General features: G+C 72.2%; 26 protein-coding genes. 15 read left to right on the forward strand and 11 right to left on the reverse strand.

Annotation, left to right across the window (positions count from 1 at the left end):
- Window positions 1-7 precede the first annotated feature (7 nt).
- The 3 genes from EAD89_RS19480 to EAD89_RS19490 all read right to left on the reverse strand — a co-directional run bounded on the left by EAD89_RS19480 (window position 8) and on the right by EAD89_RS19490 (window position 1866).
- A complete protein-coding gene (locus EAD89_RS19480; protein ID WP_199733561.1) occupies window positions 8-556 on the reverse strand; it encodes a MaoC/PaaZ C-terminal domain-containing protein in 549 nt (182 codons plus the stop codon).
- Window positions 553-1266 carry a GtrA family protein gene (locus tag EAD89_RS19485; protein WP_121654441.1) on the reverse strand — a complete coding sequence of 238 codons (714 nt, stop codon included), beginning with the start codon at window positions 1264-1266 and terminating at the stop codon, window positions 553-555. Before EAD89_RS19485 ends, EAD89_RS19480 begins: the two co-directional genes overlap by 4 nt.
- A 63-nt stretch (window positions 1267-1329) precedes the next feature.
- The gene (locus EAD89_RS19490; RefSeq protein ID WP_121654454.1) at window positions 1330-1866 is read right to left on the reverse strand and encodes a GtrA family protein; all 537 of its coding nucleotides are present in this window, start codon (window positions 1864-1866) and stop codon (window positions 1330-1332) included.
- Between the two features lie 438 nt (window positions 1867-2304).
- Between EAD89_RS19490 and EAD89_RS19495 the strand changes: the two genes are divergently transcribed.
- The 4 genes from EAD89_RS19495 to EAD89_RS19510 all read left to right on the forward strand — a co-directional run bounded on the left by EAD89_RS19495 (window position 2305) and on the right by EAD89_RS19510 (window position 7579).
- Complete coding sequence (locus tag EAD89_RS19495) at window positions 2305-4149, forward strand: phosphoenolpyruvate carboxykinase (GTP) (RefSeq protein ID WP_121676741.1); 1845 nt, start codon at window positions 2305-2307, stop codon at window positions 4147-4149.
- 37 nt (window positions 4150-4186) lie between these two features.
- Window positions 4187-5047, forward strand: coding sequence for a hypothetical protein (locus EAD89_RS19500; RefSeq protein WP_121676742.1), 861 nt, complete (start codon window positions 4187-4189; stop codon window positions 5045-5047).
- Between the two features lie 587 nt (window positions 5048-5634).
- Complete coding sequence (locus tag EAD89_RS19505) at window positions 5635-6777, forward strand: geranylgeranyl reductase family protein (RefSeq protein WP_121676743.1); 1143 nt, start codon at window positions 5635-5637, stop codon at window positions 6775-6777.
- Window positions 6778-6808: 31 nt separating this feature from the next.
- Entirely contained in the window at window positions 6809-7579 is a 771-nt protein-coding gene (locus EAD89_RS19510) for an isoprenyl transferase (RefSeq protein ID WP_121676744.1), read from the forward strand.
- A 49-nt stretch (window positions 7580-7628) separates the two neighbouring features.
- Here EAD89_RS19510 and otsB read toward each other — a convergent pair whose 3' ends face one another.
- The 3 genes from otsB to EAD89_RS19525 all read right to left on the reverse strand — a co-directional run bounded on the left by otsB (window position 7629) and on the right by EAD89_RS19525 (window position 9480).
- Entirely contained in the window at window positions 7629-8453 is an 825-nt protein-coding gene (gene otsB, locus EAD89_RS19515; RefSeq protein ID WP_121676745.1) for a trehalose-phosphatase, read from the reverse strand.
- Between the two features lie 67 nt (window positions 8454-8520).
- Window positions 8521-8874: a hypothetical protein gene (locus EAD89_RS19520; protein WP_121654436.1), complete on the reverse strand. Its 354-nt coding sequence runs from the start codon at window positions 8872-8874 to the stop codon at window positions 8521-8523.
- Window positions 8875-9036: 162 nt separating this feature from the next.
- Window positions 9037-9480 (reverse strand): XRE family transcriptional regulator, encoded by a 444-nt coding sequence (locus EAD89_RS19525; RefSeq protein ID WP_089021730.1) that lies wholly within the window; start codon window positions 9478-9480, stop codon window positions 9037-9039.
- Between the two features lie 264 nt (window positions 9481-9744).
- On the opposite strand from EAD89_RS19525, the gene EAD89_RS19530 reads away from it, so the two are divergent.
- The 6 genes from EAD89_RS19530 to EAD89_RS19555 all read left to right on the forward strand — a co-directional run bounded on the left by EAD89_RS19530 (window position 9745) and on the right by EAD89_RS19555 (window position 15100).
- Window positions 9745-10089, forward strand: coding sequence for a hypothetical protein (locus EAD89_RS19530; protein WP_074319161.1), 345 nt, complete (start codon window positions 9745-9747; stop codon window positions 10087-10089).
- A 31-nt stretch (window positions 10090-10120) separates the two neighbouring features.
- Window positions 10121-10456 carry a hypothetical protein gene (locus EAD89_RS19535; RefSeq protein ID WP_121676746.1) on the forward strand — a complete coding sequence of 112 codons (336 nt, stop codon included), beginning with the start codon at window positions 10121-10123 and terminating at the stop codon, window positions 10454-10456.
- Window positions 10457-10874: 418 nt separating this feature from the next.
- On the forward strand, window positions 10875-12290 hold the full coding sequence (locus EAD89_RS19540) for a PhoH family protein (RefSeq protein ID WP_121676747.1): 1416 nt from the start codon (window positions 10875-10877) through the stop codon (window positions 12288-12290).
- Window positions 12291-12567: 277 nt separating this feature from the next.
- On the forward strand, window positions 12568-13257 hold the full coding sequence (locus EAD89_RS19545; RefSeq protein WP_121654433.1) for a lytic transglycosylase domain-containing protein: 690 nt from the start codon (window positions 12568-12570) through the stop codon (window positions 13255-13257).
- 115 nt (window positions 13258-13372) lie between these two features.
- On the forward strand, window positions 13373-14026 hold the full coding sequence (locus EAD89_RS19550) for a rhomboid family intramembrane serine protease (RefSeq protein ID WP_121654432.1): 654 nt from the start codon (window positions 13373-13375) through the stop codon (window positions 14024-14026).
- A 105-nt stretch (window positions 14027-14131) separates the two neighbouring features.
- Window positions 14132-15100 carry an NAD(P)/FAD-dependent oxidoreductase gene (locus EAD89_RS19555; RefSeq protein WP_121676748.1) on the forward strand — a complete coding sequence of 323 codons (969 nt, stop codon included), beginning with the start codon at window positions 14132-14134 and terminating at the stop codon, window positions 15098-15100.
- A 77-nt stretch (window positions 15101-15177) separates the two neighbouring features.
- Here EAD89_RS19555 and EAD89_RS19560 read toward each other — a convergent pair whose 3' ends face one another.
- Together EAD89_RS19560 and glpX are read right to left on the reverse strand one after the other, a co-directional pair.
- A complete protein-coding gene (locus tag EAD89_RS19560; protein WP_121676749.1) occupies window positions 15178-16149 on the reverse strand; it encodes a DMT family transporter in 972 nt (323 codons plus the stop codon).
- The gene (gene glpX / locus EAD89_RS19565; RefSeq protein WP_121654429.1) at window positions 16146-17177 is read right to left on the reverse strand and encodes a class II fructose-bisphosphatase; all 1032 of its coding nucleotides are present in this window, start codon (window positions 17175-17177) and stop codon (window positions 16146-16148) included. Before glpX ends, EAD89_RS19560 begins: the two co-directional genes overlap by 4 nt.
- A 159-nt stretch (window positions 17178-17336) precedes the next feature.
- Here glpX and EAD89_RS19570 point away from each other — a divergent pair, with 159 nt between their 5' ends.
- Both EAD89_RS19570 and EAD89_RS19575 read left to right on the forward strand, forming a co-directional pair.
- On the forward strand, window positions 17337-18056 hold the full coding sequence (locus EAD89_RS19570; RefSeq protein ID WP_121676750.1) for a DUF4245 domain-containing protein: 720 nt from the start codon (window positions 17337-17339) through the stop codon (window positions 18054-18056).
- Window positions 18057-18282: 226 nt separating this feature from the next.
- Window positions 18283-19131 carry a hypothetical protein gene (locus EAD89_RS19575; RefSeq protein ID WP_121654427.1) on the forward strand — a complete coding sequence of 283 codons (849 nt, stop codon included), beginning with the start codon at window positions 18283-18285 and terminating at the stop codon, window positions 19129-19131.
- Window positions 19132-19176: 45 nt separating this feature from the next.
- On the opposite strand, the gene EAD89_RS19580 is transcribed toward EAD89_RS19575, so the two are convergent.
- Window positions 19177-19398, reverse strand: a complete 222-nt coding sequence (locus EAD89_RS19580) for an exodeoxyribonuclease VII small subunit (protein ID WP_121654452.1) — start codon at window positions 19396-19398, stop codon at window positions 19177-19179.
- A 46-nt stretch (window positions 19399-19444) separates the two neighbouring features.
- Window positions 19445-20659, reverse strand: coding sequence for an exodeoxyribonuclease VII large subunit (gene xseA, locus EAD89_RS19585; protein WP_121676751.1), 1215 nt, complete (start codon window positions 20657-20659; stop codon window positions 19445-19447).
- Window positions 20660-20818: 159 nt separating this feature from the next.
- Here xseA and EAD89_RS19590 point away from each other — a divergent pair, with 159 nt between their 5' ends.
- Window positions 20819-21805: a 4-hydroxy-3-methylbut-2-enyl diphosphate reductase gene (locus tag EAD89_RS19590; RefSeq protein ID WP_199733562.1), complete on the forward strand. Its 987-nt coding sequence runs from the start codon at window positions 20819-20821 to the stop codon at window positions 21803-21805.
- 58 nt (window positions 21806-21863) lie between these two features.
- Entirely contained in the window at window positions 21864-22301 is a 438-nt protein-coding gene (locus EAD89_RS19595) for a hypothetical protein (RefSeq protein WP_121654425.1), read from the forward strand.
- Window positions 22302-22342: 41 nt separating this feature from the next.
- Here EAD89_RS19595 and rmuC read toward each other — a convergent pair whose 3' ends face one another.
- A complete protein-coding gene (rmuC, locus tag EAD89_RS19600) occupies window positions 22343-23506 on the reverse strand; it encodes a DNA recombination protein RmuC (RefSeq protein ID WP_121676753.1) in 1164 nt (387 codons plus the stop codon).
- Window positions 23507-23560: 54 nt separating this feature from the next.
- Here rmuC and EAD89_RS19605 point away from each other — a divergent pair, with 54 nt between their 5' ends.
- On the forward strand, window positions 23561-24406 hold the full coding sequence (locus EAD89_RS19605; protein ID WP_121676754.1) for a hypothetical protein: 846 nt from the start codon (window positions 23561-23563) through the stop codon (window positions 24404-24406).
- The last annotated feature ends 143 nt before the right edge of the window (window positions 24407-24549 follow it).

Below are 24549 nucleotides of genomic sequence, written 5' to 3' on the forward strand. Positions count from 1 at the left end.
CGGACGGCTACGTGTCGGACGGCTCCGTGTCGGACGGTTCGGACCCGGGCCGGGGTTCGGCCGGGCGCAGCGCGAACCAGCCGCGGAAGCGGGTCCGCAGCACCTCCTGTTCGGGCCGGTCGTCCGCGCCGAGGCGAAGCATGGTGCCGGTGAGGCTGACGGTGCCGAGGCCCGGGCGGGCGGTGGACGGTCGAGCGCCCATCACGTCGACCCGGACGGCGAGCCGGTCACCGGCGCGCACCGGGGCGAGCCAGCGCAGCTCCTCCAGGCCGGGGGAGGCGTCCGCCGCCGCGCGGGACAGCAGGTGGTCGACGTACGCCCGCATGAACAGGCTGACCGTGTAGAAGCCGCTGGCGATGAGACCGCCGTGCCGGCTCGCTTCGGCCAGCTCCGGGTCGACGTGGTACCACTGCGGGTCGAAGCGGCGGGCGAAGGCAACCATCTCGTCGCCGTCGACCGTGACCACGCCGAGGTCGACGGTGAGCCCCGGGACGAGGTCCTCGAAGAACAGCTCGGCGCGTGTCCCGGTGCCGGAACGGGCTGCGGGTGGTGTCACCGGCGGGGCGCGCGGCGGGTGCCGGCGTGCAGCTCCGCGGCGAGTTCCGCGTCCAGGTCTGCGGAGAAACCAGCGCTCAACGGCGTGGGCCTGCCCTGGGTGGGAGCGCCGATCGGGCCGGGTGTGGACGCCGGGCGGTCGCCGGTCTCCGACTCCTCCAGCTCGGAGACGGATTCGGCCAGCTCGGCGACCGGGTCCATCTCGGCCATCGTGTCCCACTCGTCGCGCGGGATGCTGTGCCAGGTCGGCTCGGCCTTCGCCTCGGCCTCGGCCGGGACGACGGGCTGGAAGACGAAGGTCCGGTACGACCAGAACCGGAACAGGGTGGCCAGCAGCACGCCACCGGTCTTTGCCACGTTCAGCGCGAGCAGCCCGTGCACGCCGAGACCGTACTTGGCGGCGGCCAGGACGCCCAGCTCAATGAGCAGGCCGGTCGCGTTGAAGAGGAAGAACAGGACGTACTCCCGCCGGAGCGCCGATTTCGGGCGATCCCGGTACGTCCAGTGACGATTCATAAGATACGACGTGATCGTGGCAACGATGGTCGCGATCACGGTGGCCTTCAACTGACCATCGGCAAAGACGGTGAGTGCAAGGACATTGAACACCGCGTAATTGATGACGGTGTTGATGCCGCCGACGATGCCGAATTTGAGCGCCTCGCGGATGAACTTCTGCCAGCGCTCAGGCAGCAGACGGACAAGACGCATGCGAAACACCTTAGGGCAGTCGGTGAAGCCGGCGATCACCGGCCGGACGAGGTGGGCGGCAGGTCACGCCCCGTGGTCTCGGTCGTGCTTCACCTGCGGAACGGTCCGGGTTCCCGCTTCGACGAAGACGAACCGCCGGTAGGACCAGAATCGGAAGAGCGTGCCGAGGCCCGTGCCGACGATGAAGCTGGCGATGTTGTCGGCCAGCGGCGTCTGGAACACCTCTGGCCAGATGCTGCCGAGCCCGTAGCGGCTGATTGCGAGGCAGGCCACCGCGATGCCGAGGCCGACGGCGTTGAAGAAGAAGAAGAGCGCGTACTCCCGGGCGGGGTTGTTGCGCTGGCGGTGCCGCCAGGTCCAGAACCGGTTGCCGACGAAGGCGAGGGTGGCCGCGATGATGGTGGAGATGGTCTTCGCCGTCACCTGTTCGACGCCACGAGCGGTCGTCAGGTAGTTGAACAGGGCGAAGTCGACGAGGAAGGCGATGCTGCCGACCGTGGCGAACTTGCTCAACTCGCGGACGAGGTGACCGAAACGGTCGAGCAGTGCCCGGATCAGACCCGGCCGGGTCTGCCGGGGACCCGGTTGCTCCCCGGTCATCGTGGCGGCCACGGGCCGAGCCTACCGGCTGGTGACCAGTCAGCGGGGTAGCAACGGCGAGCAGGCGTGGTCGCTCGTGCCGGTTGTGCGCGGGGTGCGTCGCTGTTGGACGCAGCGTAACCAATCGGAGGACTGACGCGCCCCGGAACGGGAATCCACGCACCGGTCGGCGGGGCCGGTTCGCCGCCCGACCGCAACTCACGTCGGCCGGGGTGCACAACAAAATTTGCGTGAAACTGCGCGGGAAAGCGGGTAATAGCTCTGAATGCCGCAGCGTAGCCGTACCTTGTGCAGTTCTTCACAACCAGTCCCACTGACTCGGAAGGCTGCCCGGTTTACGCTGAGGCCAATCCCAGGTTTCCACGAAGGCGACGCATCGCGCCGCTGAGACTCGTGCATCCCATAGATCGGTCAGCGTCGACCACAAGGAGATGTGTCATGGTTGCTCCGGCTGTTGTGCGGGGTATCGATCAGGCCCCGACGTCCAATCCGAAACTGCTCGCCTGGGTCCGTGAGGTCGCGGAACTGACCACCCCCGACCGGGTCGTTTGGGTGGACGGGTCCGACGAGGAGTGGCGCCGCCTCACGGATGAGCTGGTCGAGGCCGGCACCCTGATCCGGCTGAACCCGGAGAAGAAGCCCAACTCGTTCTACGCGCGCACCGACCCCACGGATGTCGCCCGGGTCGAGGAGCGCACCTTCATCTGCTCCGTCGACGAGGCGGACGCCGGCCCCACCAACAACTGGATGGCGCCGGCCGAGATGAAGCGGACGATGACCGAGCTGTACCGCGGCTCGATGCGCGGTCGCACCATGTACGTCATCCCGTTCGTCATGGGCCCGGTCGAGGCCGAGAGCCCGATGTTCGGTGTCGAGATCACGGACAGCCCGTACGTGGTCGCCTCGATGCGCATCATGACCCGGATGGGCGCCCGGATCCTCGAGGCGATGGGCGACGACGCGGACTTCGTGCACGCGCTGCACTCGATCGGCGCTCCGCTCGCGCCGGGCCAGCAGGACGTCGCCTGGCCGTGCAACGAGACGAAGTACATCTCGCACTTCCCGGAGAGCCGGGAGATCTGGTCGTTCGGCTCCGGGTACGGCGGTAACTCGCTGCTCGGCAAGAAGTGCTACTCGCTGCGGATCGCCAGCGTGATGGGGCGCGACGAGGGCTGGCTCGCCGAGCACATGCTGATCCTCAAGATCACCTCGCCGGAGGGCAAGGTCTACCACATCGCCGGCGCGTTCCCCTCCGCCTGCGGCAAGACCAACCTGGCCATGGTGGAGCCGACCATCCCGGGTTGGAAGGTCGAGACCATCGGCGACGACATCGCCTGGATGCGGTTCGGCCAGGACGGTCGCCTCTACGCGGTCAACCCGGAGTACGGCCTCTTCGGCGTCGCGCCGGGCACCGACTGGAAGACCAACGCCAACGCGATGCGCACGCTGGACCGGGGCAACTCCATCTTCACCAACGTGGGCCTCACCGACGACGGGGACATCTGGTGGGAGGGCATGGGCGAGCCCCCGGCGCACCTGATCGACTGGAAGGGCAACGACTGGACGCCGGAGAGCGATGCCCTCTCCTCGCACGCGAACAGCCGGTTCTGCACCCCGATCACGCAGTGCCCGATCCTGGCCGAGGACTACTACGACCCCAACGGCGTGCCGATCGACGCGATCCTCTTCGGCGGCCGCCGCAAGGACACCATCCCGCTGGTGACCGAGGCGCGGGACTGGGTGCACGGCGTCTACATGGGGGCGACGCTCTCCTCGGAGACCACCGCCGCCGCGTCCGGCGCGGTCGGCGTGGTGCGTCGGGACCCGATGGCGATGCTGCCGTTCATCGGCTACAACGCCGGTGACTACTTCCGGCACTGGATCGAGATGGGCAAGGGCACCGACGGCGACGCGGCCAAGCTGCCCAAGATCTACTACGTCAACTGGTTCCGTAAGGACCCGGAGGGCTCCTTCCTCTGGCCGGGCTTCGGCGAGAACTCCCGCGTGCTGAAGTGGGTCGTCGAGCGGATCGAGGGTCGGGCCGACGCGGTGGAGACTCCGATCGGCATGGTTCCGGCGCCGGACGCGCTGGACGTCGAGGGTCTGGACATGACCCCGGAGGACGTCCGGATCGCGCTCAAGGTCGACCCGGACGAGTGGCGCAACGAGCTGCCGATGGTCACCGAGTGGTTCGAGAAGTTCGGTGACAAGCTGCCCGGCGTGCTCTGGGCCGAGCTGGACGCGCTGCGGGCCCGCCTGGACGCCGAGCAGCCGCAACGGTAGGTGTGAACACCGCCCCCGCCGGGCATCATCGGATCCCATGAGGACGGCCGCCGAGACCGAGGTCCGGCGGCCGTCCGCCGTCCGGGTGCTCACCGTCCTGCTCGCGACCACCGCGGCGGCCACCGTCGTGGTCGAGCTGCTCAACTGGTGGTACGCCCCAGAGCAGGGCTTCGGGTTGGCGGTGCGGACCGGCTGGGCGATGCTGCGCTCGTTCGGCTTCCTGCTGCTGATCGGGCACGTCCGGCGGGGGCGCACGGTCGCCCGCCCGTTCGGGCTGATCCTCGCGGTCACCACGATCTTCGCGGTCGGGCGGCTGATCGTGCCCCGGCATGGAGTGCCGCCCCTGCCCGGGTTGCTCGGCTTCGCCGCGCTCACCGCGCTCTGCGCGGCGGTGGTCTGGCTGCTCTACCGCTCGCCGGCGCTGGCCGGGCACCTGGTCCGGCACCGACCGCGGCTGGTGATCGACCGGGGCGGCATCTCCTGGCGGGAGATGCCGCCGCGTCGGCCGGAGGCCAGTGGCTGGCTGTTGACCAGCCGGGTGGCGGCGTTCACCTACAGCCCGCTGATGCTGGTGCCGGCGCTGGTGGCCGGCGGATCCATCCTCGACGGTCGCCTGACCGCGGTGCCGGCCGTGCTGCTCTGGATCGGCGCCGGGATCACGGCCAGCTACGCGGTGCTGTTCTGCACCGCGTTCCTGATGCGCGGCAAGCACTGGGCGCGCGGCCTGCTGGTCGTCGTCACGGTGGCCGTACTCGCCGTGGACCTGCCGCTGTGCTGGTGGCTGCTGGGCGTGGACGGCCTGGTCCGCGACGGCGGCCCGCTGCTCGCCGCCGCCGCCCTGACGATGTACGGCCTACAGCGCGCGGCCCGCGCCGAAGGCGCCGCCACCCCGGCCTGACCCGCGCGGCCCCCGGCCCGGCTACCGCACCGACTGGTCGGTCGCCCGGCGAGGATCCGCCCGGTGGCGGCCGGTCCGATGAGCGCGATACCTCAGGGTCATAAATATGACTCTGAGGTATCGCGCTCTCTCGCCTGCGAGGGTCGGGCAGGTCTGACGCCCCGGCGCACGGACCGGCGGCGTGGCAGCGGCCGGGAGCGTTGGTCTCCGACCGCCGCGAGGTCGGGCAGGTCTGACGCCCCGGCGCACGGGCCGGCGGCGTGGCAGCGGCCGGGAGCGTTGGTCTCCGACCGCCGCGAGGTCGGGGGGTCTGACGCTCCGGCGCACGGGCCGGCGGCGGGGGCTGCGGCCGGCAACGTCGGCCTCCGACCGCGGACCAGTCGCGAAGGCGGCTGCGGCACGCACCTGTACGGCATGAAAGGTCGGCGTGCCGGAGCCTTTCGGCCGGATCGGGCGCCTGGTGTCGGCCGACCCGGGCGGGCAGGAGGCAGGATGGCGGGTGGCGTCGGTCACAGCGACCGGCGGCGCAGGCGGATCGTCGGCGGGGCCGGACCGGCCGCGCCGCACCGGCCGGAGGGAGGCCCGCGGTGGGCGACGAATTCGACGTGGTGGTGGTGGGAGCGGGGCCGGCCGGATCGGCCGCCGCGCTGACGGCCCGCCGGGCCGGCGCCAGTGTGCTGCTGCTGGACCGGGCCGATTTTCCCCGGGACAAGGCGTGTGGTGACGGGATCGCCGCGCACTCGGTGGACGTGCTCGCCGAACTGGGGGTGACCGAGGCGGTCGCGGGCTACGCACCGCTGCCCGCGCTGCGCATGATCGCCCCCGGCGGTGGCGCCGTGGCGCGGGCGTTGCCCCGCCCGGCGTACACGGTGCCCCGGCAGGTCTTCGACGCGCGGCTGGTGGCGGCCGCGGTGGCCGCCGGCGCGCAGCTGCGCCGGCACACCGTCCGACGGGTGGAGCCGCGCGCCGACCGGGTGGTGCTCGACGGGGAGGTGTCCGGTCGGGTCGTGGTGGGCGCGGACGGAGCGGGGTCGGTGGTGCGCCGGGCGCTCGGCCATCCGGCGAACCCCGACCGGCACCTGGCGTTGGCCATCCGGGGGTACGCGCCGGCGCTGCCCGGCCCGTCCGAGCAGCTCATCGTCACCTCGCAGGCGCGCTGGCCGGCGTACGCCTGGTCGTTCCCGATCGGCGACGGGCGGGCGAACGTCGGGTACGGGGAGGTGCTGCGCGGTGAGCCGCTGAGCCGGGCGTACCTGCTGGACCGGCTGGCCGCGCTGCTGCCCGGCACCGACCCCGCGACGGTGACCGCGCTGCGTGCCCACCATCTGCCGCTGTCCACCCACCGGCCGGCGCCGGGGCAGGGCCGCACCCTGCTCGCCGGGGACGCGCTGTCGCTGATCAATCCGTTCACCGGGGAGGGCATCTTCTACGCGCTGCTCTCCGGTGCGCTGGCCGGTGCGGCGGCGGCCCGCGCACCCGAGGCCGCCGCCCGCCGCTACGCCGACGGCCTCCGTCGTCGCCTCGGCACCCACCTGCGGCACAGTTCGGTGGCGGCCTGGTTGGCGCGCCGCCGTCGGGTGGTGGACGCGGCGGTCCGGGCGGCCCGCCGGGACGACCGGGTGTTCGACGACGTGGTCGAGTTGGGGCTGGGCGACGGGCGGCTCACCGTCCGTACGCTGGCCATGATCGGCATCGGGCTCCCCGGCGGGGATGGGGCTCCGAGGCGGTGATCCGCCCGCAGGGTCGCTACGCTGCTAGGTGATGACGCTGCGGAACCTTATCTACTCCGTGTACGAGCGCCGGCTCACGGCGAAGCTCGCGGGTAAGCCGGTGCCCCGGCACGTCGGGGTGATGTGCGACGGCAACCGCCGGTGGGCGAGGGAGATGGGCTTCGTCGACCCGAACGACGGGCACCGGGTCGGAGCCGCGAAGATCAAACATGTCCTCGGTTGGTGCGACCAGGCCGGCATCGGGCACGTCACCCTCTACCTGCTGGCGACCGACAACCTGCGCCGGCCGGCCAGCGAGCTGGACCCACTGCTCAAGATCATCGAAGATCTGGTGGTGGAGCTGGCCGAGAAGGGCAACCCCTGGCGGCTGCGCATCGTCGGCGCGCTCGACCTGCTTCCGGCGCAGACCGCGGCGGCGCTCAAGGGCGCCGAGGAGCGTACCCGGGACCGCAGCGGCGGCGCCGAGGTCAACATCGCGGTGGGCTACGGCGGCCGGCGCGAGATCGCCGACGCGGTGCGCTCGCTGCTGCTGGAGCACGCCGCCGCCGGCGGCACCATCGAGGAGCTGGCCGAGGTGCTGGACGTCGAGCACATCGCCGAGCACCTCTACACCCGTGGCCAGCCCGACCCCGACCTGGTCATCCGCACCAGCGGCGAGCAGCGGCTGTCCGGCTTCATGCTCTGGCAGTCCGCGCACTCGGAGTTCTACTTCTGCGAGCTCAACTGGCCGGACTTCCGGCACATCGACTTCCTGCGGGCCCTGCGCTCGTACGCCACCCGGCAGCGGCGCTACGGCGCCTGACCCTGCCGTGCCCCTGCCCCTGCCCGGCGACTGAGGCCGTCCGGCCCGGTCAGGGCAGGTGGGTCAGTGCCCGGGTGAGGAAGTCGCCCAGGGCGGCCGGGGACTCGATGGTCAGGTCGGCGGCGTTCGCCACCTCCTGGCCGGTCTCCGAGTTGGCCACCGCCACGCAGACGCCGAAGAAGTCCGGGTCGGCGGCGGCTCGGGCGCGCAACGCGGCGAAGGCCTTGATGTCCGAAACGTCGTCGCCGAAGTACCAGGCGCCGGTGGCCTCCCGGATCACCTCGCCGATGACCATGCCCTTGTCCCGGTCGACCGGCGGCTTGAGCTCCAGCACCATCCGACCGGCCTGTACCCGTAGACCCAGGCGGTCGGCCTGTGCCTGCCCCCACTGCTGCATGGTCGGGCCGAGCTGCGGCGCGGTACGCCAGTGCAGCGCGACGGAGAGCCGCTTGTACTCGACGAGCGTGCCGGGTGGCAGCTCCGCACGGGCCAGGTCGGCCAGCTCCGCCATGGTCGGCACCCAGGGCAGCGCGGCCGGCTCGGTGACCGTTTCACCGCCGGAGTGGCTGTGCTCCAGCCCGTAGAGGCCGTAGAGGTCCACGCCGGCGAGCCCGCCGAGCTGGTCCCGGAGGAACTCCACCGGTCGGGCGGAGACGATCGCGACCCGCTGCACCACCGGCGCCAGCGCCTCGATCGCGGCCAGCGCCTTGGGCGCGGGGCGTACCGCGGTGGGGTCGTCGTCGACGGGCGCGAGTGTGCCGTCGAAGTCGAAGAAGAGGACGGTCCCGGCGGCCCGGCCGGCGGTGATCCGCCAGGCCTGGTCGGCGTTCAACGGGGTCCTCGGCTGCTGATTGCCCAGATTCAACGGCGGCACGCGCGTCAGCGTACCCCGGCGATCCAGGCTCATTCCTGGCCGAGTGGGCCCACTCGGCGGCCCCTGATCAGCGTTCGGCGGCTCCCCGTCCGCGACGGCCGAACGGCACCACCGCGGCCTCCTGGCCATGGCTCAGGAGATAGCCCTCCACGAACCCGGTGTTGCGATCTCCGGTGTGGTTCTCGATCTCGTTGAGCCGTGCCACCAGGAACTCGGTGAGTGCGCTGATCCGGTCGTTCAGCCGCTCGTGCAGCTCCGCCACGACGGCCAGGATGACCGCGGTGCCGGCGCTGGTGAGCACGAAAAGGTTGACGAGCAGAGGAAGCTGCCCGCCGTTGACCACGAGGGTCACCGCGTTGCCGGTCGCCCACAGTGTCATCGACACCGTGGCCACCACGACTGCCAACCACTTCAGGGTCATGGACAGACCCCTCCTTCTGTCCCGCAGGGCTTGGTTCGGCCTTGTCCCGTCCCCCCGCCGATGACGAGCCCAAGCAGTACGAATAGGGACGCTAGCGTGCCCGTTCCGGCCCCGGAGGCAAACGAATGAACCTGACCAGGCGTTCTTTCGCCATCTGAGGAACTACCCGGCCTGATTGCCTCTTTTTCGGACATCGACCGGCAGCGTTGGGCGGTATGCGAGATATCGGATGGTTTCGCGGATGTGGAACTTCTCCGCGTCCGACACGTTCGGGTCGACCAGACGCCGCAGCAGCGCCTCGACGTCGGGGTCCATCGGCGGGGCCGGTTGGCCGGCGCGCGGGCCGGCGGCCGTGCGGTCCCAGCCGAGGGCGGCGAAGGCCGCGGCGGGGTTCAGCCCCAGGCCCTCGCAGAAGGCGACCACCCGTTCGGCCTCCGGGTCGCTGGCCCAGTCGCCCCGGACCCACCGGTTGATGGTCTGCCGGGAAACGCCGGTGCGCCGGGACACCTCGGTGCCGCTCCAGGCCCGTGTCGCCCGGGCCTCGTCGAGCGCGCGTCGGACGAAGGTGGCGAAGGCGATCTTCCGCGCATTGGCCGTCTCGGTCACCCCGTGACGGTACGGCCAGTCGGCCGTCGGCGTGCGCCTGGGCACGCCATCGTCACGCAGACGTGACGGCTTCCTCGGATTTCCGGTAAACGATCCAGTGCCACTGTTGAGGGGTGTCACGCGGGCAGAATAGATGCCTTTAGGGGCGGCGGTAAACGGACGAAAAGCTGATACTGTCACGCCCATGGGACAATCTACGGTGTGTCACGTGCATGAGACGACTGGTGCTCACATGCGTCACGCCCCCGGCGCGAGGGGGGTGTGGTGACCGAGCTCGCCACCCGAGCCCAGGCCTTCGGGCTGATCGCCGAGGGGGTGGCCGCGGGGCTGACCGCACCGTGGCGCCTCTACCTCGCCCGAGGCTGCCGCTACCTGTCGCTGAGCGTCGGCGACCGCACCGAGTGGAACGCCTGGCGTACCCATCTCGGCTGTCCTGAGCTGAGCGTGCGGGTCTACGACGCGGGCGGGGAGATCCGCCGCTCCTCGGTCGCCGAGGTCGTGCTGGACGGCTGCCGGATCAGCGTCGAGCTCGTCGAGGAGGTCAGCACCGACGACCTGGACCGTCTGCTCGTCGCGGATCCCACCGCGGTCGAGCCGGAGGAGCGATGACCCGGCGTCCGGGCCGGCAAGGGGCCGCCCGATGAGCCCGTTCCTCGCGGTCTTCCTCGTCCTGGTGCTCGGCGCCACCAGCTACGCGGCCGGCCGGCTGCACGGCCAGCTCAGCTACCGCATCGGCTACCGCTTCGGCTACCGGCAGGGCTACTTCGACGGCGACCGGGGCGCCTGGAACCGCCGGCGGCGCGACGCCCAGGCGGCCATCGCCTCCGCCCTGTCGGTCTCACCCGCGGGCGTCGTGCGCTCGGGGGGCAGCGTCGCCCGCCCCGGCACCACCTATACCGGGTCGTCGTTCACGGCGCCGGCCGCCCCGATCACCGGGCGGCACCCGACCGGCACGCTCGTGCGACGGACCGGCTGAGGCTGGTCGGCGGGCCGCCGCGCGCGGTTCCGCCGACCGGCGTGAGCGCGGTGCGTCGTCCGCGGCGGACACGCACCGTCGGGGCCACGTCAGACCGGTGACGGTGGCCCCACCGGCCGGGATGCGCGCAGGGGGCATGCATCCCGGCCGGCTCCGCCGTTTCCCGTCGGCGCCGGTCCGCCGCCGCCGCGTCGGGCTGTGCGGTGTTCACACGGCGGTCTCCGGAGATCCACGATCAACCTCTAGCCGGGACGGTCCGCCGCCGCTAGCGTCTAGGCATGGCACGGGGTTCTCCCGGGCCAGCCGGTCCGCCCGGATCTGCGACCTCGCACACGGGGTTCCGCATCCGACCCCGTGTCCCCGGGCACCGGAGGAGGCGGAACACGGGTGGCGGGTGCCCATCCGTCGGAGCAGGCCTGTGACGACTCGTCGTTCGACCGCCGGTGCCGATCAGACCCCGGCCGCGACTGCCACGACCCGCCGCGCCACCAGGGGCCGCCGTGCGGCGGCCGCCGCGCCGGCCGACCCCAAGGAGCCGCGACCAGCCGGCCAGGCCTTCGTCCTGGACACCTCCGTGCTGCTGTCCGACCCGGCGGCCTTCCACCGGTTCGCCGAGCACGAGGTGGTCCTGCCCCTCGTGGTCATCACCGAGCTGGAGGGCAAGCGGCACCATCCGGAGCTGGGCTGGTTCGCCCGGCAGTCGCTGCGGATGCTCGACGAGCTACGCGTCACGCACGGGCGACTCGACCACCCGGTGCCCGCCAACGACCACGGCGGCACGTTGCGGGTGGAGCTCAACCACACGGACGACGGCGTGCTGCCGCCCGGGTTCCGCACCGAGAGCAACGACGCCCGGATCCTGTCCGTGGCGCTCAACCTCGCCGCCGAGGGGCGGGAGGTCACGCTGGTCAGCAAGGACATGCCGCTGCGGGTCAAGGCCGCCTCGGTGGGCCTGCGGGCCGACGAGTACCGGCACGGCCAGGCCAGCGACCCGACCTGGACCGGCATGTCCGAGCTGGAGCTGAGCGAGGAGCAGATCGGCCGCCTGTACGCCGGCGACACGCTCGACGTGGACGAGGCGGCCGGGCTGCCCTGCCACACCGGCCTGGTGCTGCACTCGGGGCGTGGCTCAGCGCTCGGCCGGGTCCTGCCGGACAAGTCGGTCCGGTTGGTCCGGGGTGATCGGGAGGCGTTCGGGCTGCACGGCCGCTCGGCTGAGCAGCGGATCGCCCTCGACCTGCTGCTGGACGAGTCGATCGGGATCGTCTCGCTGGGTGGCCGGGCGGGCACCGGCAAGTCGGCGTTGGCGCTCTGCGCGGGGTTGGAGGCGGTGATGGAGCGCCGCCGGCACAAGAAGGTGATCGTGTTCCGCCCCTTGTACGCGGTCGGCGGCCAGGAGCTGGGCTATCTGCCCGGGTCGGAGTCGGAGAAGATGTCGCCCTGGGCCCAGGCGGTCTTCGACACGCTCGGCGCGGTGGTGCACGAGAACGTGCTGGAGGAGGTGACCTCGCGGGGCATCCTCGAGGTGCTGCCGTTGACCCACATCCGTGGGCGCAGCCTGCACGACGCCTTCGTGATCGTGGACGAGGCCCAGTCGCTGGAGCGCGGTGTGCTGTTGACGGTGCTGTCCCGGATCGGGCAGGGCTCCCGGGTGGTGCTCACCCACGACGTGGCCCAGCGGGACAATCTGCGGGTCGGGCGGCACGACGGCGTGACCGCGGTGATCGAAGCGCTCAAGGGCCATCCGCTCTTCGCCCATGTCACGCTCAGCCGTTCGGAGCGATCGCCAATCGCCGCCATGGTGACGGATCTGCTGGAGGGCATCCCGCTCTGATGGTGCTTATGTAGGCTTTCGTCCGCATTTTCGGTGTGGCGCAGATCACAAAGGGCTTGGTTGGTTTCCCATCGGCCTCACTGTGCGCGATGGTGTCCAGCGAGCGCCCACGCACCACAGGAATCGTTGATGATCGTTCGTCCCGAGATGGACGGACATCGGCGAGGGCCGGTGCGTCGGCGCGACCGGCAACCGGTCGGGGCGCTCGCGGCACGTCTGACGGCCCTGGTGTGGCCGCGCCGCGCCGCGTCCTTGCCCCCGACGAAGGGACCACTTCGTGAGTCGGCTGTGGAGCCGGTTGGGCGCCCGTACGGCTGCTGTCGCACTGCTCTCCGTGGGCGTCGCCGGTGGCTTCTACCTGGGCGAAGACCGCGAAACCCAGCAACAGGGCCTGACCGCGCAGGTCGGCCTTGAGGTCGACCGCGCCGATCTCGCCTACCAGCGCGAGCGGCAGGCCGCCCACCGGGTGAAGTTCGCCAAGCAGCGGGCCGCCGAGTACGAGGCCAAGCTGCGGGCGGCGCAGGCCGCCAAGGAGGCCGCCGAGCGGGCCCGCAAGGCCAAGGCCGCCGCGGCGTCCCGCAAGGCCGAGCGTGCGGCAGCCGAGCGTGCCGCGGCGGAGAAGCCCAAGCCGTACGACGGGCCGATCCCGGCGTCCTGCGCCGAGTACAGCGGCAACCGCAAGACCGGCTGCGCCATGATGATCGATGCGGGTTTCGGCATCTCCGAGTTCCCGTGCCTGGAGAAGCTCTGGACCAAGGAGAGCGGCTGGAACCACAAGGCCAGCAACTCCTCGTCCGGTGCGTACGGCATCCCGCAGGCCCTGCCGGGCAGCAAGATGGGTAGCGTCGCCGACGACTGGCGGACGAACCCGGCCACCCAGATCAAGTGGGGGCTGGGCTACATCAAGGGCCGGTACGACACGCCCTGCGGAGCCTGGGGCTACTTCCAGAGCAACGGCCACTACTGACAGTGTCGACGGCGGGGCGGGATGGGCGACCACCCGCCCCGCCGTCGTCCGTACCGGCCCGGTGCGGACGGGACGCGAGTGGCGGCCAGCCTCTTTTGCTGATAGCAGTTGTGGGGTGACCCTGCACCCGGCGAGCGGCGACCCCCACCAGTTCGGCACCGAGGCGTTCTACGCCGCGCTCGGCCGGGCCTTCGTCGCGATGTGCGCGGTGGTCCCGTTCCTCTTCCTCATCGAGGCCGTCGACCAGGGGCTCGAGTTCGGCCTGGACGCCACCGCCGGCATCATCCCGCAGCGTATCGACGGGTTGGACGGGGTCTTCTTCTCCCCGTTCCTGCACCACGGCTTCGACCACCTCTACAGCAACAGCATCCCGCTGATCCTGCTGGGCACCTTCGTGCTGGCCGCCGGCGCACGCCGGTTCCTCTGGTCGACCCTGATCATCATCCTGGTCAGCGGGCTCGGCGTCTGGTTCACCGGCTCACCCAACTCGGTGGTCGTCGGGGCCAGCGGGGTGATCTTCGGTTACCTGGGCATCCTGCTCACCCGGGGCATCTTCGAGCGCAGCTGGTGGAACTTCGCCGTCTTCCTGCTGGTCGGCCTGCTCTACGGCTGGCAGCTGGTCGGCATCCTCCCCACCGACGAGCGGATCTCCTGGCAGGGGCACCTGTTCGGGCTGCTCGGCGGGGTGGTGGCCGCGATCCTGTTCCGTCGTCGCCGCCCGGTCGTCGGCGGCTCGGACTACTCCGGGTCCACACTCAGCCTGCCCTGACGGGTTCCTCGGCGCGCCTCTGGGACGTGCTTGCCCGACCGCTGCCACCCGCCTACCGTCGAGATCAGCAAGCGTTGATCCGTGAGCAGAAAGCGACGGTACGCCATGCGTGAGGTCGATGTTGCCGTGATCGGGGCCGGTCCGGCCGGCCTCTTCGCCGCGTACTACGCCGGGTTCCGGGGGCTGTCGGTGGCGGTGATCGACGCGCTGCCGGAGCCGGGCGGTCAGGTCACCGCCATGTACCCGGAGAAGCTGATCCTCGACGTGGCCGGCTTCCCCGCCGTCAAGGGCCGCGATCTGGTCGCCAACCTGGTGGCTCAGGCCGCTCCGTTCAACCCGGACTACCTGCTCGGCACCCGGGCCGAGAAGCTTTCGTACGCAGATGACCGGCCGGTGCTCGGCCTGGCGGGTGGCGACCAGCTCGCCTGCGGCGCGGTCGTGATCACCGGCGGGCTGGGCAGCTTCAGCCCTCGGCCGCTGCCGTGCGCCGACAGCGCGCCGGGCACCGGGATCGTCTACTTCGTGCCGGAGCCGGCCGAGCTGGCCGACCAGGACGTGCTGATCGTCGGGGGCGGCGACTCCGCGTTCGACTGGGCGGTGACGCTGCAACCGCTGGCCCGCTCGGTGACCCTGGTGCACCGGCGGGAGAAGTTCCGGGCGCACGCCTCCACCGTCGCGCGCGTGCTGTCGCTGCCGGTGCGGGTGGTGGTCAACGCCGAGGTCACCCGGCTGTTCGGCGACGGCACGGTGACCGGCGCCGAGGTGGCGGTACGCGGGGGCGCGACCGAGACGCTGCCGGTGGACACCGTGGTGGCCGCGCTCGGCTTCACCGCCGACCTGGGCCCGCTCGCCGAGTGGGGGCTGCGGCTGGACCGCCGGCACATCCTGGTGGACAGCGCCATGGCGACGAACCTGCCCCGGGTCTTCGCGGCCGGTGACATCACCGAGTACCCGGGCAAGGTCCGGTTGATCGCCACCGGCTTCGGCGAGGCCGCGACGGCGGTCAACAACGCGGCGGTGGCCATCGACCCGAGCGCCCACCTGTTCCCCGGGCACTCGTCCGACGCCGGCTGACCACGGTGCCGGTTCGCGTCCGTGGCGGTCACCGACCAGGGTCAGCGAGGGGCGCTGGGCAGGTAGGACGGCGTCACTCAGCGGCGGGTGGGCGGCGCGAGCGCGGCGACCAGCACGGCCACCATGGTCAGCGCGGCCCCGAGCAGGGTGTTCGGGCCCGGGTGTGAGGCCGCGGTGGGCAGCACCACATCCAACACGACGGCGCCCACGATCTGCCCGGCGATGGTGGCCAGGCCGAGCAGCAGCACACCGGTGAAACGCACGATCGCCGCGGCGATCGCGATGAACACGATGCCGATCGGGCCGCCCAGGTAGAGCCACGGTTCGGTCGGCGCATCGCCGGTCGGCCAGCCGCGTACCGCGATGTCGACCGCGAACGCGACGAGCAGGGCGACCATGCCCACCGCGAAGTTCACCAGGGTGGCGGTCAGCGCGCTGTCGGCCGCCGCCCGGACCCGGCCGTTGACCGCCTGCTGCCAGGCGATGCCCACCCCGGCGAGCAGGGGCAGCAGGGCCAACGCCAGCGCGCCCGGGTCGCCGAACCGGTCGCCGACCGCCAGGCCCACCGCCAGTACGGTGAGCATCGCACCGGCCAGCCGCTGCCGGGTGACCGGCTGCCGGCCCATCGGCCCGATCCCCGCCCGGTCCACCGCGAGGCTGCTGCCGGTCTGCCCGGCGACCACCGCCACGGTGAAGACCGCCACGCCCAACGAACCGATGGTCAGCCCCTGGGTGGCCACCAGGAACGCCCCGCACACCCCGCCCAGGCACTGCCAGGGCCGGAGCGTGCCCGCCGTGAGGGCCGACCGCACCGCGACCAGGCCGCGCCGTCCCCCTGGGGTGGCGGGCACCAGCACGAGCAGCACCAGCAGGCCGACGCCGAACGAGACCACCGCGGCGGCGAACCCGTCGGCCAGGCGTACCCCCAGCTCGCCGTTGATCCGAGACTGCACCGCCACCGCGAGCCCGGAGACCGACGCCAGCGCGACACCGGTGATCCGGCGGGTGGCTGACAGGGTCTGGGGCGTCGCCGTGCCGGTGACGCTCACTCCTGCTCGGCCAGTGGACGACCGTCGAAGTCGACCGCGGAGTAGAGCGCCAGCTTCTCCAGCCGGTGGTACGAGTCGATCACGCGGATGGTGCCGCTCTTCGACCGCATCACGATCGACTGGGTGTACGCGCCGCCGGCCCGGTAGCGCACGCCGCGCAGCAGATCGCCGGAGGTGACCCCGGTCGCGACGAAGAAGCAGTTGTCACCGGTGACCAGGTCGTCGGTGCCCAGCACCCGGTCCAGGTCGTGTCCGGCGGCGAGCGCCTTCTCCCGCTCCTCGGCGTCGCGCGGCCACAGCTTGGCCTGCATCGCCCCGCCCATGCACTTCAGCGCGCAGGCGGAGATGATGCCCTCGGGGGTGCCACCGATGCCCATCAGCACGTCGACGTCGGACTCGCCCCGGGCCGCCGCGATGGAGCCGGCGATGTCCCCGTCCGAGATGAATCGGATGCCCGCCCCGGCCCGGCGGATCTGCGTGACCAGGTCGTCGTGGCGGCTGCGGTCCAGCACGCAGACCGTCACCTCGGAGACGTCGGTGCCCTTGACCTTGGCGATCCGCCGGAGGTTGTCGGCCACCCCGGCGTTGATGTCGATCACGTCCGCGTACGCCGGCCCGACGGCGAGCTTCTCCATGTAGAAGACGGCGCTCGGGTCGAACATCGCGCCGCGCTCGGAGACGGCGAGCACCGCCAGCGCGTTCGGCATGCCCTTGCTCATCAGCGTGGTGCCGTCGACGGGGTCGACGGCGACGTCCACCTCCGGGCCGGTGCCGTCGCCGACCTGTTCGCCGTTGAAGAGCATCGGGGCGTTGTCCTTCTCGCCCTCGCCGATCACCACGACGCCGCGCATCTGGATCGAGTTGATCAGCTTGCGCATGGCGTCGACGGCGGCCCCGTCGCCGCCCTCCTTGTCGCCCCGGCCGACCCAGCGGCCGGCGGCCATCGCCGCGGCCTCGGTGACCCGGACCAGGTCGAGGGCAAGGTTACGGTCGAGGTCCTGTGGGATCCGCGTCCTGGTGTTCGTCATGACGGCTGCTCCTCCTCGCGACGGTGCGGGGTGGACCGACGGCGGGACGCCTCCCGCCGCCGGCTTTGTCGCTGATCCTCACACGATGGCTGACCGGGCGTCGGCGCGGGGCGGTGATGGGCCGGATACCGCCGGTCGGGCGGCTGCGAAGATGGGAGGGTGGAACCCGCACAGCCAGCCGACCGCGTACCCGACGACCGCACCCCGCCCGGCGGCCAGCCGCCGGCGGACCTCCCCGCCGGTGCCGGTCCGGAGCACGCCGCGACCGACCCGACGATCCCGCCGGCCGACGAGCCGGCCCTGGTCGCGTCGGGTCCGGCCGCCGCGGAGACCGGCGAGCGGCCCGCGCCGCCGCCACGGGTCGGGCCCGCCAGATCCGAGCGGTCGCCGAAGGACATGGCGATCTCGCTGCTGGTCCTGCTGATCCCGATCGCGCTGCTGCTGGCGTTCTACCGGGGTTTCCTCGGTGGTGACGAGCCCACCACGGTCGATCCGGCGCCGGCGATCGAGCAGGCGCAGTCGGCGAACGCCTTCCCGGTGAGTCAGCCGCAGGGGCTCGGCTCCGACTGGCGCACGGTCAGCGCCCGCTACCAGACCGTCGACGGCGGTGCGAATCTGCGGATCGGGTACCTCACCCCGGAGGGGCGGGGCGTCCAACTGCTGCAGAGCAACGTGCCGGCGGAGCGGCTGCTCCCGGCCGAGCTGACCGACGAGGGCCAGCCACAGGGCCCGACGGAGCTGGCCGGACGCACCTGGCAGCGTTACACCGCACGGGGCAACCAGCAGGCGCTGGTCCTGCTGGAGCCGGCCCGTACGGTCATCATCGTCGGCGATGCCCGGGACAACGAACTGCGTCAACTCGCCGGCGCGCTGCGCTGACGGCGGTCACCCGCGCTCCGGTACGACCCCACGGACGTCGCCCGGTCCTGGCGCCCCGCGACAACCGGACAGTTGGGTGATTGTGCGACGCGTCGACAGGGAACAAAGAGGGAGTGATCCGGGCGCGCTGCTCGGCCCGGGTCGCGCGGCGCGGCCGAAGGTGCTGTCGCGTCGCCCGGTTTCCGGCGCCGTCCTGGTCGTCGGGTGACCCCCTTGGGAGACACGTATGACTGTTCGACGACTCAGTGCCGGCCTGGTAGCCGCCGCCCTGTTCACGCCCGGTCTGGCCGCCTGCAACAGCAGCGGGACGCCCACCGCCGGATCGACCGCTTCCCCGACGGTGAGCGCCTCCGGCGCGCCGAGCCCCTCCGGCTCGCCCGTGGCGGGCGACGCCAAGCAGGCGCTGCTCGACTCCACCAAGGAGATCAGCAACGGAAACTTCCGGTTCACCCTCGCCGGCGCCGGCTCCACGGCGGAGGGCCAGGTGCACCAGCCGAGTCAGAGCGCGTCCATGAAGATCGCCATCGGCGGCCCCTCGTCCGACCTGGCCATGAAGCTCGACGTGATCCACTTCAAGCCGGACAGCTGGGTGAAGCTGGAGCTGAGCGGCCCCACCGCCAACAGCCTGCCCGCCATCAAGCAGCTCAACCTCGGCAAGTACCAGCACCTCGACCAGACCCGGATCAAGGGCAACCGCAGCCTCGGCTTCGACTTCGAGAAGGTCGACCCGGCCGGCAGCGCCGTGCTGACCCAGGGCATCACCGAGGTCCGCAGCACCGGCACCGGCACGTACGCCGGCACCATCGACGTCACCAAGGCGGCCGAGGCCGGCTCGCTGAACGCCGCGACGATCGCCGCGCTGGGCACGCAGGCGAAGACGGTGCCGTTCACCGCCAAGGTTGATCCGCAGGGCCGGCTCAGTGAACTGGTGCTGCAACTCCCGGCCGCCGGGCAGACCGCGGCCCAGGAGATCCGGATGACGTACTCCGACTACGGTGCCGCCACCGCCGCGCAGAAGCCGCCGGCGGACCAGGTCGTCGAGGCGCCGGCCGAGCTGTACAGCCTGTTCAACTGACAGTCGTACGCGGGTGGGGCGGCTCCGGTCGCCCCACCCCGGCGCTCAGGAGGCGGGCTCCTGCCGGGCGGCTTCGATCCGCGCCCGGGCTCCGTCCAACCAGCGCTGGCAGATCACCGCCAGCGCCTCGCCGCGCTCCCAGAGCGCCAGCGACTCCTCCAGGGACGTGCCGCCGGCCTCCAGCCGCTCCACCACCGAGGCCAGCTCGGCGCGGGCCTGCTCGTAGCTGAGCCGCTCGTCCGGCTTGGCCTTCGTGTCGTCAGTCATCGCGTCCATCTCAGCACACCGCTTTCCGACCGTCGCGCCCCGCCACTCAGCCGTCCACCGTGGCGGCCAGCTCACCGTCGGCCAGGCGGACACGCAGCGGGTCGCCCTTGCCGACCTCGGCCGCCGCGCGGACCACGTGGCCGTCCGCGCGCTGCACGATCGCGTACCCCCGGTCGAGGGTCGCCGCGGGGGAGAGGGCGCGCAGCCGGGCCAGGGTGTGCCGCAGCTCGTCGTCGGCCGCGGCGAGCCGGTGGTCCAGGCAGCGCCCGGCCCGCTGACGCAGCGCGCCCAGGTCGGTCGCCCGCTGCTCCACCATCACCTCGGGCCGGGCCAGCACCGGACGGGAACGCAGCCCGTCGAGCCGGTGGGACTCCCGGTCCACCAGGTTGCGCACCGCCCGTTCGAGGCGGTGCCGGGCCTGGCCGATGAGGCGTACCTCCTCGGTGAGGTCGGGAACCACCCGCTTGGCCGCGTCGGTCGGGGTGGAGGCGCGGACGTCGGCGACGTAGTCGATCAGCGGGGCGTCCGTCTCGTGCCCGATCGCGCTGACCACCGGCGTACGGCAGCCGAACACCGCGCGGCAGAGCGCCTCGTCGGAGAACGGCAGCAGGTCCTCGATGCCGCCGCCGCCCCGGGCGATGATGATCACGTCGATGCTCGGGTCGGCGTCCAGCACCTTGAGCGCGTCGATGATCTGCGGCACCGCCGACGGGCCCTGCACGGCCACGTTGACCGTACGGAACTCCACCGCCGGCCAGCGCCGTCGCGCGTTGGTCAGCACGTCCCGCTCGGCGGCCGACGCCCGGCCGGTGATCAGCCCGATGCGGCCGGGCAGGAACGGCAGGCGGCGTTTGCGGGCCCGGTCGAACAGCCCCTCGGCAGCGAGCAGCTTCTTGAGTTTCTCCAGCCGGGCCAGCAGCTCACCCAGCCCCACCTGGCGGATCTCGTCGGCGCGCAGGCTCAGCGTGCCCCGGGCGGCGTAGAACTCCGGTTTGGCGTGCAGCACCACCCGGGCGCCCTCACGCAGCTCGGGCGCGCCGGCGTCCAGCACGTCCCGGTTGGTGGTGACGGTCAGGCTCAGGTCGGCAGACGGGTCACGCAGGGTGAGGAAGACGGTGCTGGCCCCGGGCCGGCGGCTGATCTGCGCGACCTGCCCGTCCACCCACACCCAGCCGAGCTTCGCGATCCAGGCGCCCACCTTCTGGCTGACCACCCGGACCGGCCACGGCTCCTCCGCGCTGCTCCGCGCTCCGTCACTCACCCGCCCACCCTACGGACCACCCCGGTGATCAAGAAGTTTGCGTCAGCGCTGGGCGCGTTCCGGACGCGAACCTCTTGATCACCGGGCCAGCCGGCCCTCGGGACTGTGGTGCGGGTCGCAGCCGCTGCCGGGGGGAAATCGGACACGTACGATGGGCGGGTGACCGAGGCTCAGGCGACCCCCCAGACCGGCAAGCGCGTGCTCCTGGCCAAGCCCCGCGGCTACTGCGCTGGCGTCGACCGCGCGGTGCAGACCGTCGAGGAGGCCCTGAAGCTCTACGGCGCCCCGATCTACGTCCGCAAGCAGATCGTGCACAACAAGCACGTCGTGCAGACCCTGGAGTCCCAGGGCGCGATCTTCGTGGAGGAGAACGAGGAGGTGCCGGAGGGCGCCACCGTCATCTTCTCCGCGCACGGCGTGGCCCCCGAGGTCTACGAGCAGGCGAAGGAGCGCTCGCTGAAGGCGATCGACGCGACCTGCCCGCTGGTCACCAAGGTGCACCAGGAGGCGAAGCGGTTCGCCGCCGAGGACTACGACATCCTGCTCATCGGGCACGAGGGGCACGAGGAGGTCGTCGGCACCGCCGGCGAGGCGCCCGCCCACGTCCAGCTGGTGGACGGCCCGGACGGCGTCGACAAGATCACCGTTCGCGACCCGGAGAAGGTCGTCTGGCTCTCCCAGACCACGCTCTCGGTGGACGAGACGTTGGAGACGGTCGCCCGGCTCAAGCAGCGGCTGCCGCTGCTCCAGTCCCCGCCCAGCGACGACATCTGCTACGCCACCTCCAACCGGCAGCACGTGGTCAAGGAGATCGCCCCGGAGTGTGACGTGGTGATCGTCGTCGGCTCCCGGAACTCGTCCAACTCCGTCCGGCTGGTCGAGGTGGCGCTGGACGCCGGCGCCCGCGCCGGTCACCTGGTCGACTTCGCCCACGAGATCGACGACGCCTGGCTGGCCGACGCCCGTACCGTCGGCGTGACCTCCGGCGCGAGCGTCCCGGAGGACCTGGTCCGGGACGTGCTGGCGCACCTGGCCGCGCGCGGCTTCGCCGACGTCGAGGAGATCACCACCGCCAACGAGCGGCTCACCTTCTCGCTGCCGCAGGAGCTGAAGCGGGACATGAAGGCCGCGGCGGCGCGCGGTTGAGTCGCGTCGGGCGGGTTCCGGCGGGAACGCCGCGCCACCGCGGCGCGTCGAAACCGGCATGAGGACCTTTCGGCTCGTCGTCTCCGCCCTGGTGGTCTGCGCGGCGCTGAGCGCCTGCGGCGGCACGGACGGCCCTGCCACCCCCACCCCGAGCGGATCGTCACCGGTGACCGGGCAGCCCACCCCGCCGGCGGCGACCCCGTCGACGGGCGCACCCACCACGCCCACCGCTCCCTCCTCGACGCCGAAGCCGCCCACGTCGCCCGGCGGCCCCACCGTCCCGCCGCCGGTCGGAGCCACCGAACTCACCGGCACGATCACGCCCGGCGTGGAGCCGAACTGCGTGCTGCTCGACGGCTACCTGCTCATCGGCGGTCCGCGGGACGTGCTGAGGGCCGGCGCCAAGGTGACCGTCACCGGCCGGGTGGAACCCGGCATGATGACCACCTGCCAGCAGGGCACGCCGTTCGTCGTGGAGGGCGCGCACCGTAGCTGACCCGGCTCCGGCGGGCTGGCGGGGCGCCGCCGGCCCACCGGTCAGCGGTCGCGGTCGACGCGGACGGCGTCGTCCAGCAGCTCGGGCGCCTGAGGTTGGCGGGGGGTCAGCTCGACCTGGGCGGGACTGGCCAGCTCCTCGTCCGAGACGCCCAGCTCGGCGAGCTTTCGGGCGCTGACCAGCACCCGGGCCTCCAGCGAACCGACCGCCCGGTTGTACGCGGTCACCGCGCCGGCCAGCGACGAGCCGAGCTTGCCCACGTGGTCGCCGAGGGTGGCGAGCCGGCTGTACAACTCGCGGGCCAGCGTGTGCACCGCGAGCGCGTTGCGGGCCAGCGCCTCCTGCCGCCAGGAGTAGGCCACCGTACGGAGCAGGGCGACCAGGGTGGCCGGCGTGGCCAGCACCACGTTGCGGGCGAAGGCGTGCTCCAGCAGCGTCGGGTCGCGCTGGAGCGCGACGTCGAGGAACGGGTCGGCGGGGACGAACAGCACGACGAATTCCGGCGAGCTGTCGAACGCGGCCCAGTAGGACTTGGCGGCCAGGGCGTCGACGTGCCCCCGCAGGTGCCGGGCGTGCGCGTCGAGGTGGGTGTCCCGGCCGCGCTCGTCGCGGGCCTCCATCGCGGTGAGGTACGCGTCGAACGGCGCCTTCGCGTCCACCACCACCGACCGGCCGCCGTGCAGCCGGACCACGAGATCCGGGCGGACGACCTGCTCGTCGGTGGCGGCGGTGACCTGCTCGGAGAAGTCGCAGTGCTCCAGCATGCCGGCCGCCTCGACGATCCGGCGCAGCTGATGCTCGCCCCAGCGCCCCCGCACCTGCGGCGCGCGCAGCGCCGCCACCAACTGCTTGGTCTCGGTGCGCAGCTCGCCCGAGACCGCGTTCATCGAGCGGACCTGCTCACGCAGCTCGGCGTACGCGTCGACCCGGTCGTGCTCCAGGTCGGCGACCCGCTGCTCGTAGCGGCGCAGGGTCTCGTGCAGCGGCGCGACCGCGCGGGCCACCGCCTCCTGGGACTGCGCGGTGGCCTCGTAGCTCAGCGCCCGCATGGACTGCTCCAGGCGCCCCTCGCCCTCCCGGGTCGCGGTCAGCGTGGCGTCCAGCCGGGCGATGTCGGCCGCGGAGCGGGACCGGGCCGCGAGCCAGCCCACCGCCCCGCCCGCGCCGAGGCACACGATCACCAGGAGCAGCGTCGAGACGTCCATCACCGGAGCTTGCCAGACGGATACGACGTGACCCCCGGGGGTACGTTCGTTGACATGGAACTTCTGCTGTGCCTCGCCATCGTGGTGGTCGGCGTGCTGGGCGCCGCGGCGATCATCCGCGCCCAGTCCACCGCCCGGCAGCGCACCGAACTCGGTGACGCCCGTGCGGAGGCGCAACGCTGGTACGAGCGCCTCGGCGGCCAGCTGATGAACCTGCACGGCGACGAGCCGGCGGTCCGTCAGGCCCTGTCCGACGCCGGTGAGCGGTACAACGCGGCTGGCTCGCAGCTGGAGCAGGCGCGTACGCCGCAGCAGTTCGCTCTGGCGCGGGAGACCGCGCTGGAGGGGCTGGCGTACATCCGGGCGGCGCGGACGGCGCTGGGGATCGACCCGGGGCCCGAGGTGCCGCCGCTGGCCGCCGCGCGCGGCGTCGGGCAGCTCACCAAGGAGCGTGCCGTCGACGTGCAGGGGCAGACCTTCCGGGCGGGTCCGCAGCCGGGTCGGGAAACGCCCTACTACTACCCCGGTGGCCGTTACCAGGGCCGGCCGGTGCCGGCGGGCTGGTACTCGACGCCCTGGTGGAAGACCGCGCTGGGCGCCGGAGCCGGTGTGCTCGGCGGCATCCTGATCGCCGACGCGCTGTTCTCGCCCGCCTTCGCCGACCCGGGGTATGGCTACGACGAGGGCTACCAGGAGGGCTTCGGTGACGGCGCCGAGCAGGGCGCGGACGCCGGTGACCAGGGCGGCGACCAGGGCTTCGACGGTGGCGACCAGGGCGGCGGGGACTACGCCGGCGGGGACTATGCCGGTGGGGACTTCGGTGGCGGCGGTTTCGGTGGCGGTGACTTCGGCGGTGGCGGTGACTTCGGCGGCGGCGACTTCGGTGGCGGCGACTGGTAACCCCGCGCCCCGTCCTGCCGGTCGATCATGAAGTTGTGGTGGCCAGATCGTACTGTTCAGCGGCTTTTGCGAGGCACCACAACTCCATGATCGACCGGCCCGGGGTGGCCCGGGGTCGGGGCCGGGCGGGGTTAGCCCTGTAT

The sequence above is a fragment of the Micromonospora sp. BL4 genome, assembly GCF_003667505.1.
In the GTDB taxonomy this organism is placed as follows: Bacteria; Actinomycetota; Actinomycetes; order Mycobacteriales; family Micromonosporaceae; genus Micromonospora.